Source organism: Streptomyces sp. ISL-99 (genome assembly GCF_018614005.1).
Classification (GTDB): domain Bacteria; phylum Actinomycetota; class Actinomycetes; order Streptomycetales; family Streptomycetaceae; genus Streptomyces; species Streptomyces flavidovirens.
Genome location: NZ_JAGGPC010000033.1, coordinates 94,995 through 108,911, shown reverse-complemented (window position 1 = coordinate 108,911; position 13,917 = coordinate 94,995). Strand labels below are relative to the sequence as shown.

At 70.6% G+C, this 13,917-nt stretch carries 12 protein-coding genes and 1 pseudogene; 3 read left to right on the top strand and 10 right to left on the bottom strand.

Going from position 1 to position 13,917, the window contains the following annotated elements:
• Nucleotides 1-119 precede the first annotated feature (119 nt).
• The 10 genes from J7E91_RS21165 to glyA all read right to left on the bottom strand — a co-directional run bounded on the left by J7E91_RS21165 (nt 120) and on the right by glyA (nt 11,145).
• On the bottom strand, nt 120-647 hold the full coding sequence (locus J7E91_RS21165; protein WP_214907112.1) for a DUF6099 family protein: 528 nt from the start codon (nt 645-647) through the stop codon (nt 120-122).
• Nucleotides 648-787: 140 nt separating this feature from the next.
• Nucleotides 788-1,138: a nucleotide pyrophosphohydrolase gene (locus J7E91_RS21160; protein ID WP_214907110.1), complete on the bottom strand. Its 351-nt coding sequence runs from the start codon at nt 1,136-1,138 to the stop codon at nt 788-790.
• Nucleotides 1,135-2,301, bottom strand: coding sequence for an AAA family ATPase (locus J7E91_RS21155; RefSeq protein ID WP_214907107.1), 1,167 nt, complete (start codon nt 2,299-2,301; stop codon nt 1,135-1,137). Before J7E91_RS21155 ends, J7E91_RS21160 begins: the two co-directional genes overlap by 4 nt.
• 55 nt (nt 2,302-2,356) lie before the next feature.
• On the bottom strand, nt 2,357-2,749 hold the full coding sequence (locus J7E91_RS21150) for a cell division protein SepF (protein ID WP_214907105.1): 393 nt from the start codon (nt 2,747-2,749) through the stop codon (nt 2,357-2,359).
• Nucleotides 2,750-2,853: 104 nt separating this feature from the next.
• Nucleotides 2,854-4,629 carry an alpha-glucosidase gene (locus J7E91_RS21145; RefSeq protein ID WP_214907103.1) on the bottom strand — a complete coding sequence of 592 codons (1,776 nt, stop codon included), beginning with the start codon at nt 4,627-4,629 and terminating at the stop codon, nt 2,854-2,856.
• 126 nt (nt 4,630-4,755) lie between these two features.
• The gene (locus tag J7E91_RS21140) at nt 4,756-5,412 is read right to left on the bottom strand and encodes a sarcosine oxidase subunit gamma (RefSeq protein WP_214907096.1); all 657 of its coding nucleotides are present in this window, start codon (nt 5,410-5,412) and stop codon (nt 4,756-4,758) included.
• A complete protein-coding gene (locus J7E91_RS21135; protein ID WP_214907093.1) occupies nt 5,405-8,299 on the bottom strand; it encodes a sarcosine oxidase subunit alpha family protein in 2,895 nt (964 codons plus the stop codon). The genes J7E91_RS21140 and J7E91_RS21135 overlap by 8 nt, the downstream gene beginning before the upstream one ends.
• Entirely contained in the window at nt 8,296-8,592 is a 297-nt protein-coding gene (locus tag J7E91_RS21130; RefSeq protein WP_214907090.1) for a sarcosine oxidase subunit delta, read from the bottom strand. The genes J7E91_RS21135 and J7E91_RS21130 overlap by 4 nt, the downstream gene beginning before the upstream one ends.
• A gap of 10 nt (nt 8,593-8,602) precedes the next feature.
• Nucleotides 8,603-9,823, bottom strand: a complete 1,221-nt coding sequence (locus tag J7E91_RS21125; RefSeq protein WP_214907088.1) for a sarcosine oxidase subunit beta family protein — start codon at nt 9,821-9,823, stop codon at nt 8,603-8,605.
• Nucleotides 9,820-11,145, bottom strand: coding sequence for a serine hydroxymethyltransferase (gene glyA / locus J7E91_RS21120; protein ID WP_214907086.1), 1,326 nt, complete (start codon nt 11,143-11,145; stop codon nt 9,820-9,822). The genes J7E91_RS21125 and glyA overlap by 4 nt, the downstream gene beginning before the upstream one ends.
• Before the next feature lie 94 nt (nt 11,146-11,239).
• Here glyA and J7E91_RS21115 point away from each other — a divergent pair, with 94 nt between their 5' ends.
• From J7E91_RS21115 to J7E91_RS21105, 3 genes and pseudogenes are all read left to right on the top strand, one after another.
• A complete protein-coding gene (locus tag J7E91_RS21115) occupies nt 11,240-11,908 on the top strand; it encodes a GntR family transcriptional regulator (RefSeq protein WP_214907083.1) in 669 nt (222 codons plus the stop codon).
• A 255-nt stretch (nt 11,909-12,163) separates the two neighbouring features.
• A pseudogene (locus tag J7E91_RS21110) lies at nt 12,164-12,952 on the top strand (hypothetical protein); the annotation flags it as partial.
• Nucleotides 12,859-13,671: an NAD(P)/FAD-dependent oxidoreductase gene (locus tag J7E91_RS21105; RefSeq protein ID WP_214907081.1), complete on the top strand. Its 813-nt coding sequence runs from the start codon at nt 12,859-12,861 to the stop codon at nt 13,669-13,671. The pseudogene J7E91_RS21110 and the gene J7E91_RS21105, both read left to right, overlap by 94 nt.
• The last annotated feature ends 246 nt before the right edge of the window (nt 13,672-13,917 follow it).

The window sequence follows — 13,917 nt, the reverse complement described above, 5'->3', positions numbered from 1 at the left end:
TGCACCGCGGGAGTGCCCTCAACCCCACCTCGCACATCCGGCCCACGCCGACGGTCCGCCCCCGCAGAGGGACCGGCCGCCACGGGCGACGGCGTCGCAGGCACCAGCGGCCGACGGCCTCATGACGGCCCCGCCGCCGAGTCGCGAGCAGCGCTGCGCTGCCTGTCCTGCTCCCGCACCGTGAGCCGGCGTAATATCCCGCGCACCCGGTCGCTCGACTCGTCGGCGGCGTCTATGCCCTCGATGCACTGCCAGTAGAGGGCCTCCTCGTCGGTGGCGCACGCGACCCCGACGAGCGCGATTCCCACCTCCCCGAGAAGCGCGCCCAGCCCGATCAACGCCGCCCGCGCGTCCGCCACCTGGGAGAGCTGCGCCGCTCGCGGCCGGGCGTCCGGAGGCGGCCCGCCCACGTCGTCCGCCCCGCCCGCCCACAGCGCCGGGATGTCGAGCACCCCGCAGCCCCGCCCGCCCGTCTCGCTCAGCCCGCGCGCCTCACCTCTCAGCTCCGCCGGACCGGTCAGCACCAACTGCCCGCCGATCGCCTGGGTCAGGGCCTGTGCCTGCCAGGCCTCCGCCAGAATGTCCCGTGCCGCCCGGCTCCGCGCGAGTGCGTGCCGGCTCTGCCCGATAAGCCTCACCGCGTCCATGCGCCGCCCCCCGTCCTCACGATGGCCCGCTTCTTTCGCGTACCGTTCACCCGTCCACTACCCAGAGTGAGGGCTTGGGGCCCGGAAAGCCAGGGCTATGGCGAAATCTGTGGACAGAAAAGCGGTTTCGGATAAATTCATCACTCCGGAGAGTGACGATCCTTGCTTTTCGGCACCGGGAAGCGCAGCTCGTTCCGGTCGATCTTGGCCGCCAGCGCCGCCAGCACATCGATCCCGAGCACCTCACTGAACTGCAGCAAGTACGCGAGGACATCAGCGACCTCGTCCGTCACCCGGTGCGCGGTGTTCGGATCCTCCATCACCCGTGCCGACTCCTCGGGCGTCAGCCACTGGAAGATCTCCACCAGCTCGGACGCCTCCACGCTCAGCGCCACGGCCAGGTTCTTCGGCGTGTGGTACGGCTCCCACCCCCGCGCCGCCGCGAATTCGGCCAGCCGACGCTGCAGTGCCGCTACATCCAGTTCAGTCACGGGCCCAGGTCTACCACCGCCACCCCGTCCACCCCACGGGCGTACGACGCGGAGGTGTCCGTGACCGTCCCGACCAGCCTGATGTGCCGCTCGGCGCAGACGGAGGCGGCCAGCGCCAGGAGCTCCCGCGTCTGGCGCCCGTCCATGGACCGGTCGAAGCCGTCCGCGAGGACCGTCAGCGCCTGCATCGCGGCGGGCACTTCGGCGACCGGGTCCATGGCCAGCACCCCCGGCCCGGTCAGCAGCACCAGCGCAAGGGCCAGATACCTCAGCTCACCGTCCCCGAGCCGCCCCAGGGGCGTGGCCGACGGGCCGCCCCGGCCCACCAGCGCCCGTACCCTCCCGTCCGCGAGCTCCTCAGCGGTCAGCGCCTCCACCGGGCCGGCGCACCCCGCCCGCGCCATCGCCGCCAGCCGCGCATGACGCTTCGCGCACTGATGCTGCGTACGCCACAGCACGCCGGCGAGGTTGTCGCAGCCGCGCCGCAGCCGTGCGTCGCCCAGCGCGACCGGTTCCCGCATGCGCGAAGGCAGCGGATCGCACGCGAACACCGAACGCAGCGCGAGCACCACCTGTTCCGCGGCCGCCAGTACCCGCAGCTGCCCCGCCGTCTTGCCCGCCACGCGCAGCGGCAGCAGCGCCGTACCCAGCAGGTCGTCGGGCAGCGGCGCCCGCGTCACCGGAGCGGTGCCCGCCGTGTGCCAGGCCGCCTGGACCGTGCTGCGCCCCGGATCACGCAGCGCCGTGCTCAGCAGCGTCTGCCCCTCGCAGGTCAGCCGCTCGCCGACGATGCGCAGTTCGGGTTCCGCCTGTACGGCGAGATCGAGGCGCACCGGCCCGGCGGGCCCTTCGACGGTGCAGCCGATCCTGAAGCCCCGCCGGCCCTCGGCGTCCGGCCCCGCCCGCTCCGGCACGCATCCCCCCGGGTCGCGGAACACCGCACCCAGTTCGGCGCCACCGGCCAGGCGGGACAGCGCGTCGTACACCTCCAGGACGCTCGTCTTGCCGCTGCCGCTGGGGCCCGCGAACAGCGTCACCGGACCGAGCGGGAAGACCGCGCCGCGGTGCGATCTGAAGGCCGAGATCCGCACCTCGGTGACCGTGGGGACGCCACGGTCACCGGCGGGAGGTCCGGGGCTCGTCCCCGGAGTGAGCACAGTCATGCCCGGACGGTATGCGGCACTTCCGCTGACGAACCGTTACACCGGAAGAACCTTCCTACGTTTGGGGGACGACGGCGGCCGCCTCGGCCCCCTCGACCTCCATGCCGGCGGGCGACAGCAGGAAGACGTTCCGGTCGACCCGGTGCATGCCGCTGCCGAGACCGAAGACGACACCGCTGCTGAAGTCGAGGATGCGTTTGGCCACATCGGTGTCCGCCGCCGTCAGGTCCAGGAGCACCGGTACCTGCGCGATCAGGTACTCCGCGACCTCGCGCGCGTCGGAGAAGACCTGCACGCGCAGCACGATCATCCGCCGCTGCTCGGCGGCCGCCTCTTCCTGCGGCATGGTGCGGTGATCGACTCTGGAGGGCCACTCGTTCCTGCTGCGCAGTGGCACCACTTGAGCGAGCCCGGCCCACTGTTCGTCGGTGACGTCGTACCTGCTCACCGGACCACCCCGCTCACGTGCTGTGTCTGCATCCGGCCATCTTCCCGCGCCTCACCCGTTCGGCCCAACAGCGACACGGACCGGATGGTCCGCGAAATGTCCGGTCACGGCCCTGGGGCGGCGTCGGCGCCCGGCAAGGGGCAGGCGGTGCGGCGGCGGCGGTGGACGCGCGCTTCCCACGGCTGCAGGGTGTGCGAGGCCGCGAGAGGGGCGGCGTCCGGGACATTGGCGATGAGCGTCTCGGTGTTCGCCCAGCCTTCGGGCAGGGTGACAGTACGGTCGTCGCCGCTGAAGTTGGCCAGGACGAGCAGGTCGGTGCCGCGACCCCGGTCGTGTCGCGTGAAGGCGTAGACCTGCTCGTCCTCGGGGTACAGCATCCGGAAGTCGCCGTCGGTGAGGGCGGGTTCGGTGTGCCGCAGGGCGATCAGGCGCCGGTAGTAGTGGAAGACGGAGTCCGGGTCGGCGAACTGGGCCTTGGCGTTGACCGTGGTGTGGTCGGGGTTCACTGCCATCCACGGTGTGCCCGCGGTGAACCCGGCGTGCTCGGTGGCGTCCCACTGCATGGGGGTGCGCGCGTTGTCGCGGCTGCGGTGACGCAGGCCGGCCAGGATCTGCTCCTCGTCGGCACCCAAGGCGATCCGGTCGCGGTAGTGGTTCAGCGATTCGATGTCGCGGAAGTCGTCGACGGTGGTGAACGCGGTGTTGGCCATGGCCAGTTCTTCGCCCTGGTAGACGTACGGGGTACCCCGGTGCAGGTGCAGCACGGTGGCCAGGAGTTTGGCGGAACGGTCGCGGTAGGCGGGGCTGTCGTCGCCGAAGCGGGACACCACGCGCGGCTGGTCGTGGTTGTTCCAGTACAAGCTGTTCCAGCCGGTCTCCGCCAGGCCCGTCTGCCAGCGGCCGAGGCTCGCCTTGAGGTCGGTGAGCTTCAGCGGGCGTACGTCGAACTTGCCGCCGGGGCCCTGGTCGAGACCCACGTGTTCGAACTGGAAGACCATGTCGAGTTCGCGGCGCTGTGGGTCGGTGAACAGCTTGGCCTCTTCGATGGTCACGCCGGGCATCTCGCCGACGGTCAGCAGCCGGCGGGGGTGACCGGCGAAGACCTCGCGGTGCATCTCGGCCAGGTACTCGTGAATGCGCGGGCCGCAGATGTAGTACGGGCTGCCGTCGCCGTACCGGGATCCTTCGACCATGTGTCCGTCGGGCAGGGCCGGGTCCTTGGAGATGAGGTTGATGACATCCATGCGGAAGCCGTCGACACCACGCTCCAGCCACCAGCGCATCATCGTGTGGACGGCCTGCCGGACCTCCGGGTTCTCCCAGTTGAGGTCGGGCTGCTTGCGGGAGAACAGGTGCAGGTAGTACTCGCCGCTCTCCTCGTCGTACGTCCAGCTCGGGCCGGAGAAGAAGGACTGCCAGTTGTTGGGCTCGGCGCCGGGGGTGCCGGGCTCCATGCCCGGGCGGGCCGGGCGCCAGATGTACCAGTCCCTCTTGGGCCCGCCCGGTCCTGCGTCGCGTGAGCCGGTGAACCAGGGGTGTTCGTCGGAGGTGTGGTTGACCACGAGGTCCATGACGAGCTTCATGCCGCGCTCGTGGACGGCGGCGAGCAGCCGGTCGAAGTCGTCCAGGGAGCCGAAGAGCGGGTCGATGTCCTGGTAGTCGCTGATGTCGTAGCCGTTGTCGTCGTGCGGGGAGGGACAGACCGGCGAGAGCCACAGCACGTCGACGCCGAGCCGGGCAAGGTGGTCGAGGCGCTGGATGATGCCTGGCAGATCCCCGATGCCGTCCGCGTTGGAGTCGGCGAAGCTGCGCGGGTAGATCTGGTAGACCACCGCATTGCTCCACCAGGAGTCGGCAGGACTGAAGTCGTTCAAGGACATGTCAGACCTCATCATGATTGTTGGATGGTGCCGAACTCCGCGACCTCGTTCAAGGGGGGCGCCGGACCCTCCGTCGCCCTCGGCACGCTGGTCGTACCCCGGAGTCCGACGACGCGCTCGATGCCATCAGGGCACCTCCACGCCGCGGTACTCGCTCATCGCGTCGATGAGCCAGCGCGCCAGGTAGTCGGCGAACGAGGATCGCGGGAGCAGCCGGTAGGTGGGCACGTCGTCGACCTGCCAGAGCAGCACCGCGACAGGGCCGACCGTGGTCGACACCGCCTGGCCGGGGCCGAAGGCCCGGGGATGCAGGTCCAGCGGGCAGCCCTTCTCCAGCACCTGCCGAGCGGCCGGGCCGCTCAGCTCCAGCGTGGTGCGGTTCGCCGAGACGTCCACGACCGAGCCCGGGTCTCCTCCGAGTGCCTCGCGCAACTCGGCGGCCAGAGCGGCCACGGCGGCCACAGCGGCCACAGCGGTCTCATCGGGATGGGACAGCACGAGCCACTCGTCGGGGCCGAGCCAGACGATCGTGTGGGGGCCGGATGCGGTGGTGTGGCCGCACTGGCGCGGGAGCCGCGTCCCCAGGGTCTTCTCGATGCGGTCGGCCGCTTCGGCGGCGGGGTCGACGCGCAGGTTCACCATGGTGATGAACGGCCACTCGGTCAGAGTGACCCCGCGGGCGCCGGTGACGGCGGCGGCGCGCATCTGCTCCCCCAGATGTGCCAGAGGGCTGGTGCGCAGGGCCACCGGGCCCCCGCCTGTGTTGATCGTCGGCTCAGCCATCTCGCTTGGTCCCTTCGGGGTCGTAGAGGACGCAGTCGGCCACCTCGACGGGCACCAGGTCATCACCCACCGGGGCGAGCAGGGTCTCGCCGATCCTTGCCCGCCCGTCGGCGACAAGAGCGAGGGCGAAGGGGCGGCCGAGAGCCTGGCTGTGGTAGCTGGAGGTGACGTGGCCGAGCATCGGCACCGGCCCGGCCTCGGGGGTGAGGGGCACACCCGGCGCGACGAGTTGGGTGCCCTCGGGCAGCCGGGTCGTGCGGTCGCTCGGCAGCAGGCCGACCAGCTGCTTGCGGTCGGTGCGGGCAGTGTCGGCGCGGGAGTAGGACCGCTTGCCGACGAAGTCCTTCTGCTTGGAGACCACCCAGGACATGCCCGCGTCCTGCGGGGTGACGGTGCCGTCGGTGTCCTGGCCGACGATGATGTAGCCCTTCTCGGCCCGCAGGACGTGCATGGTCTCGGTGCCGTACGGGGTGATGCCGTACGGCTGTCCGACCTCGTACACCTGCTCCCAGACGGCCAGGCCGTACCAGGAGCAGACGTTGATCTCGTAGGCGAGTTCGCCGGAGAAGGAGATGCGGCAGATGCGGGCCGGGACGCCGGAGGCCAGGGTGGTCTCGCGGAAGGCCATGAAGGGAAATGCTTCGGCGGACAGGTCGATGTCGGGCGCGAGTCGGGCGACGACCTCGCGCGACCGGGGGCCGACGACGGCGATCGTCGTCCACTGCTCGGTCACCGAGGTGCAGTGGACGTCGAGTTCGGGCCACTCGGTCTGCAGCCACTCCTCCAGCCAGTCCAGGACCCCGGCGGCGCCGCCGGTCGTGGTGGTCATGAAGTAGCGGTTCTCGTCGAGGCGCAGGGTCACGCCGTCGTCGAAGATCATGCCGTCCGGCTTGCACATGAGACCGTAGCGAGCCATGCCGGGCTTGAGCTTCTTGAAGGCGTTGGTGTAGATGCGGTTGAGGAACTCGCCCGCGTCCGCGCCCCAGATCTCGATCTTGCCGAGGGTGGAGGCGTCCATGAACGCGACCCCCTCACGGGCCGCGCGGCACTCGCGGGCCACGGCCGTGTCCATGTCCTCGCCGGGCCGGGAGTAGTACCAGGGGCGCTTCCACTGCCCGACGTCCTCGAACTCCGCGCCGTGGGTGACGTGCCAGCTGTGGACGGAGGTCGTGCGCTCCGGATCGAACAGCTCGCCGCGCTCACGCCCGGCCAGGGCGGCGAAGGCCACCGGTGTGTACGGCGCCCGGTAGGCCGTGGTGCCGATCTCTCCGGGTGAGGCGCCCGCGCCGAGTGCCTCCGCGATCACACCGATCGCGTTGACGCCGGACGTCTTGCCCTGGTCGTTCGCCGTGCCGAGCGAGGTGTAGCGCTTGACGTGCTCGACACCGCGCATGCCGGCGCCGGTGGACCGCCACACGTCGGCGACGGTGACGTCTCGCTGCAGGTCGACGAAGTGGGTGTCCCAGGTACCGGGTTCGCCCTCGGGGGCGGGCACCAGCCACAGCGCCCGCGTCGGGCCGGCTCCGGACCGCGCATCGTCGGACGACGGCACGGGAACCGGGAACCCGGCGTCCGTCGCGGCCCGCGCACCGGCCCGCGCCCCCTCGGCCAGGCAGCCGTCGAGGCCGTACGTCCCGCCGGCCGCACCGACGACCTGCTGGTCCCGTACGGTGCCGTCGGGGACGAAGGCGACCAGGTCCTCGTCCCAGCGCAGCCGGCCCTGACGCTGGCTGTGCAGGTGTACCACCGGACTCCAGCCGCCCGAGACGGCGAGCAGGTCGCAGTCGAACGACTGGGGCTCACCGGTGAGTCGACCGCTCTCGTCGAGAGGCTGAACGGTGACACCGGTGAGCCGACCTTCGCCCGCGGTGTCGACCACCGCACTTCCGGTCAGCACCCGCACCCCGGTCGCCACGGCGACCTCGGCGGCCCGGTGGGACAGTTGGGGGCGCGCGTCCACGACGGCGGCGATGCCGATCCCGGCGGCGTGGAGGTCGGCGACCGTGTCGTAGGCGCTGTCGTTGGTCGTGCTCACCACGGCCCGCGAGCCCGGAGCCACGGCGTATCGGTTGAGGCAGGTGCGCACGGCCGCGGCGAGCATCACTCCGGGGCGGTCGTTGCCTGCGAAGACCAGCGGACGCTCGTGCGCGCCGGTCGCCAGGACCACCTGGCGGGCCCGTATGTGCCACAGCCGCTGGCGCGAGACGCCTTCGGAGAGAGCGGGGGCGCCGGCTCCGAGGTGGTCGGTGCGCCGCTGCAGGGCCAGCACGTAGTTGTCGTCGTACGAACCGAAGGCCGTGGTGCGTTGCAGTACGACGACCTCGGGGGCGGCGTCGAGTGCCGCGCGGACGTCGGCGACCCACTCCAGGGCGCTGCGCGCGCCGACCGTCTCGGTGCTCCCGGAGAGCAGCGAACCGCCGGGTTCAGGCTGGTCGTCGAGGAGGATCACACGGGCGCCGGAGCCGGCGGCAGCGGCGGCAGCAGCGAGCCCGGCCGGTCCGGCGCCGACGACCAGGACGTCGGTGTGCACGAACTTCTTGTCGTACACGGCGGGGTCGGCGGTGGGGTCGAGCCGGCCCATCCCCGACAGCGTCGTGGCGGACAGGCCGTCGTACAGCTCCACTGTCGTCGCCGGCAGCATGCCCTCCGCGCACGGGCCGTCGAGCTGCAACAGGGCGTTGGGCTCCTCGACGCCCGCGGCGACGATGCCGCGCGGGCGACCGCGGTAGAGCGACGGGGCGACCTCGACGAGCCCGTTCGCCAGCATCGCCGAGGCGACGGTGTCTCCGGGGTGCCCGGTCAGTTCCCGCCCGTCGACGGTGAAACACAGCACGGTGCCGCGGTCGACGCGGCCTCCTTGCCGGAGCCGGAAGTGCTGGTCGGTCATCGGTTCCCTCCGGCCTGGGGCAGTTCGGGGCGGCGCTCGTCGAGCCGGTAGACGGCGAGCACCTCGTTGGTGACGGTGTCGCGCAGGACGTTGAACCAGCGACGGCAGCCGGTGCTGTGCGCCCACCGCTCGGCGAAGGGGCCCTTGGGGTTGTCGCGGTAGAAGACGTACGCGGCCCACTGCTCGTCGGTGAGGTCCGCGGGGTTCTCGGGGTGGGGGACGTGGGCCTGTCCCCCGTAGTGGTACTCGGTCTCATTCCGCGGACCGCACCATGGGCAGGTGATCAGCAGCACGGTGTCCTCCTCAGTGGGCCACGGCTGCTGCGCCGTGTTCGTCGATCAACGCGCCCGTCGCGAAACGTTCGAGGGCGAAGGGGGCGTTCAGCGGATGCGGCTCGCCCGTGGCGATGGTGTGCGCGAAGGTCCAGCCGGCGGCCGGGGTGGCCTTGAAGCCGCCGGTGCCCCAGCCGCAGTTGACGTAGAGGTTCTCGACGGGGGTGGTGCCGATGATCGGTGAGGCGTCCGGGGTGACGTCGACGATGCCGCCCCAGGTCCGCAGCACGTGCGCCCGCGCGAAGACCGGGAACAGCTCGACGGCGGCGGCCATCTGCTGCTCGATCACGTGGAAGGAGCCGCGCTGCCCGTAGCCGTTGTACGCGTCGACGCCCGCGCCCATCACCAGCTCGCCCTTGTGGGCCTGGGAGACGTAGACGTGCACGTGGTTCGACATGACAACCGTCGGGTGCACCGGCTCGTGCAGCTCGGAGACCAGCGCCTGCAGCGGATGGGACTGCACCGGCAGCCGGAAGCCGGCTCGCTCGGCCAGCACGCTGCTGTGCCCGGCGGCCGCGAGGCCGACCCGGCCGGTGAGGATGCGGCCGCGGTTGGTCTCGACGCCCACGACCCGGTCGCCGTCCTTGAGGAAGCCGGTGACCTCGCTGCCCTGGATCAGGTCCACGCCCATCTCGTCGGCCCGGCGGGCCAGCGCCCAGGCGACGTGGTCGTGCTTGGCGATGCCGGCCCGCGGCTGGAAGGTGCCGCCGAGGACCGGATACCGGGTGCGGGACGAGACGTTGAGGATGGGGCAGACCTCGGCGACCTCGTCCGGTTCGAGCCACTGTGCGTCGACTCCGTTGAGGCGGTTGGCGTTGACGCGGCGCACGCCCTCGCGGACGTCCTGGAGGGTGTGCGCGAGGTTGAGGACGCCGCGCTGGCTGAACAGGAAGTCGTAGTCCAGCTCCTCCGGGAGCCGCTCCCACAGCCCCAGCGCGTGCTCGTAGATCGCCGCGCTCTCGTCCCACAGGTAGTTGGAGCGGATGATCGTGGTGTTGCGGGCCATGTTGCCGCCGGCCAGCCAGCCCTTCTCGAGGACGGCGACGTTGGTGATGCCGTGGTTCTTGGCGAGGTAATAGGCGGTGGCCAGGCCGTGGCCTCCCGCGCCGACGATGACGACGTCGTACGAGGAGCGCGGCTCGGGGTTGCGCCAGAGGAAGTCCGGGTGCTCCGGCAGCGGCTCGGCGGTCATGCCGCGCCTCCGTTCGAGTGGGGCAGGTGGGGATAGAGGGGGAACGCGGCGGCGAGCTTCTCGACCCGGCCGCGCAGCAGGCCGGCGCGCTCGTCGCCGAGCTGCTCGTCCTTCAGGGCCTGGGCGATGATGTCGGCGACCTCCCGGAACTCCGCCTCGCTGAAGCCGCGGGTGGCCAGGGCCGGGGTGCCGATCCGCAGCCCGGAGGAGACCATCGGCGGGCGGGGGTCGAACGGCACGGCGTTGCGGTTGACGGTGATGCCGATGCGGTGCAGCCGGTCCTCGGCCTGCCGTCCGTCGAGCGCGGAGTTCCGCAGGTCGACGAGGACGAGGTGGACCTCGGTGCCGCCGGTCAGCACCGTGATCCCGGCCTCGGCGACGTCGTCGGCCAGCAACCGTCCGGCGAGGATGCGGGCGCCGTCCAGGGTGCGCCGCTGGCGCTCCTTGAACTCCTCGCCCGCCGCCACCTTGAAGGCCACCGCCTTCGCCGCGACGACATGCTCCAGCGGGCCGCCCTGCTGGCCCGGGAAGACCGCGGAGTTGATCTTCTTGGCCAGGTCGGCACGGCTGAGGATCACACCGCCGCGCGGGCCACCGAGGGTCTTGTGCGTGGTGGTCGTCACGACGTCGGCGTACGGCACCGGGCTCGGGTGGAGGCCCGCGGCCACCAGCCCGGCGAAGTGCGCCATGTCCACCATCAGGTACGCGCCCACCTCGTCGGCGATCCGCCGGAACGCGGCGAAGTCCAGCCGGCGGGGGTAGGCCGACCAGCCGGCGACGATCATCCTGGGCCGGTGCGCGCGAGCGAGCTGCTCGACCTCGTCCATGTCGACGCGCAGGTCGGACTCGCGCACGTGATACGGCACGACGTTGTACAGCTTGCCGGAGAAGTTGACGCGCATGCCGTGGGTCAGGTGCCCGCCGTGCGCCAGGTCGAGGCCGAGGATCGTGTCGCCGGGTTCGAGCAGCGCGAACATCGCGGCGGCGTTGGCCTGGGCGCCCGAGTGCGGCTGTACGTTCGCGGCCTCGGCGCCGAACAGTTCCTTCACCCGGGCGATGGCCAACTGCTCGATGACGTCGACGTGTTCGCAGCCGCCGTAGTAGCGGCGGCCCGGGTAGCCCTCGGCGTACTTGTTGGTCAGCACCGAGCCCTGGGCCTCCATGACGGCGGCCGGGGCGAAGTTCTCCGAAGCGATCATCTCGAGGGTCGACTGCTGGCGGTGCAGCTCGGCGTCCACGGCGGCGGCGACGTCGGGGTCGAGTTGACTGAGTGGGAGGGAGAGGGAGGAGGTGAATGTGCTGATCGACGAGTTCGCTGCCATCTGAGCACCATCCTGAGAGCCAACTAATGGACCGCTGATATATCAGATGCTGCGGTAAGGTATGTGAGCTCGCCGGACCAGTCAAGGGGACCTCATGCAGAAGGTGGCGACCGAGCCCAGGAGCGGCGAGGAGCTCTCCCTCGCCGAACGCGCCTACCGCACCATCCGCGACCGGCTCGTCATGCTCGAGATCCGCCCCGGTGCGCCGATCAACGAGGAACAGCTGGCACAGTCCCTCGGCGTCGGACGCACGCCGGTACGTGAGGCACTCAAGCGGCTGCAGTACGAGCGCCTGATCACGGCCTACCCCCGACGCGGCACCTTCGCCACCGACGTCAACATCACCGACCTGGCCCACATCTCCGAGGTGCGCCAGGAGTTGGAGCCCCTGGCCGCCGCCCAGGCAGCGCGGCGCGCCACCGCCACGGACCGGGCGACCCTGACGGCCCTACGGCGGCAGCTGGAGGCCGCGGATTCCCGCCGGCGCGACGCCGCCGAGCTCATGCGCCTGGACCTTGAGGTCCACCGCGCCATCTACGCCGCCACGCACAACCCCTACCTGGAGGACACCCTCGTCCGCCACGACAACCTGGCCACCCGCATCTGGTGCCTGTTCGTCGACCGTCTGTCCGACATGGCCGGCCACGTCGAGGAGCACGGACCGTTGATCGAGGCGATCGCCGCCGGTGACCCCGACCAGGCGGCGCAGCTCGCCCGCAGTCACGTCCAGGGCTTCGAACGGGCCATTCGCGACGCCATCTGAGTCGCCCCCAACTCGCTTTCGTCCCGCAGAAGTTGGAACCCTCTTCCGGACTCGTCACCGCGGGGCAACGAGAGGTGCGCGACGGAGTCGGGAGTATCCGCCTCAGCGCGCGGCACCCCGCGGATCCTCCGGGCGCAGGCGGGGGCATGCGGCTCGCCGACGAGGTCCCCGAGCAGGGCGCAGCCGTGATGACGCAGCTCACGCACCTCGGTCACCGCACCAGCAACTACACGGACAACTGGCTCCCACCGCGACGACGAGTACGGCGGCTCGTACGAAAACCGGATGCGGTATCCCCTCCAGGTCATCCGCGCCGTCCGCGAAGCGGTCGGTCCGCAGTTCGTCATCGGCGCGCGCATGACCTTCGACGAAGAGCGCGAGGGCGGTCTCAAGACGCACGAGGCACTGCGCGTCGCCCAGGACACCACCGAAGCCGGGATCGACTTCATCAGCCTGATCAAGGGGTCGATCGGCACCGACGCCGACCTGGCCCGCACCATTCCGCCGATGTCTACGCCGGCCTCTTCGCACCTGGAGTTCGCCGGGCGGATCAAACAGAAACTCTCCGTCCCGGTCATGCACGCCGCCCGGATCAGCGACGTCGCCACCGCGCGGTACGCCATGGCCGAGGGCCTGCTCGATCTGGTCGGCGTGACCAGGGCCTTGATGTCCGACCCCGAGCTGCCCAACAAGGTCCGTGACGGTCACACGGACCGGATCCGTCCGTGCGTCGGGGCCAACATGTGCATCGACAGCATCTACAGCTCCGGCGCGGCATTCTGCATGCACAACCCGTCCACCGGCCGCGAACTCGAGGTACCCCAGCGCATCGACCGTGCCAGCACGACGAAGCGCGTGGCGATGGTCGGAGCCGGACCGGCCGGCCTGGAAGCGTCCCGTGTCCTGGCCGAGCGCGGTCACGACGTGATCTCTTCGAAGTCGGCTGCAAGGTGGACGGACAGCTGCTGCTGGCCTCGAAGGCCCCTCGCCGCCACGATCTTCGCGGAATCATCCACTGGCGGACCGACGAACTCGCCCGCCTGAACGTTCCGATCTCGCTGAACACCTACGCCGAAGCCCGCGCGCTCCTCCAGCAGCCATGGGACGTCGTGATCGTCGCGACCGGCGGCACTCCCGCGACACCCCCGTTCCCGGGGCCGGCCTGGTCCATGACACCTGGGCGTCCTCGCCGGCCCGCGACGGCTACAGGGCACGTGATGGTCTACGACGACCACGGCGGCAATCAGGCGCTCGACGCGGTGGAGGCCCTCGTCCGGGCAGGCGCCACCGTCGAGATCGTCACGCCCGAGCGAACGCTCGCACCCGACATCGGCTCACTCACGGCGTCCGGTTACGTCAACTCACTGGCGGAGAACGGTGTCGCGGTCACCGTCCTTCGACGACTGCACGGGGTCACCAGAACCCCGGAGGGCTTGGAGGTGGAACTCGGTGTGGACGGCTTCGAGTTCCGTGAACAGCGCGCGTTCGATGCCGTCGTGGCGGAGATGGGCACCGATCCGGTCCAGAAGCTCTACGACGAGCTGCTCGACTCCTCGACCAACCTCGGGGCCGTCGACTTGGCGGAACTGCTGGCTCAAGAGCCCCAGTCGGATGCGCAACAAAGACGGTCCCTTCCAGCTGTGGGCAACGTTTGGACACCCGACTTCCCAAGATCGGGGAGACACAACCGTCACCCCTCCGCCCCGCGGCCACGGAACAGCAGATCAGCGGCGTTCGTGAGTCACATGACGCGCTTCACGTGAAGAACAGCAGGTCACAGACCCTTCTGCGCAGGTTCAAGAATCGCCACGCACTCCACGTGGTGCGTCATCGGGAGGATGTCGGCCTGAACGAATCCCAGAAAAGCACTGGTCAGAGCCGACTTCTCGGCTCATCGTCCTTCGTGCAGACGCCCAGAGCGTCAAACGAGCGTCACGGCCGAGAGTCCATCCTGCTCAGGGCTGAGCAGACTGCGGCAACCAGCTCACCCGGGGCTTCGCCCCCGCTCG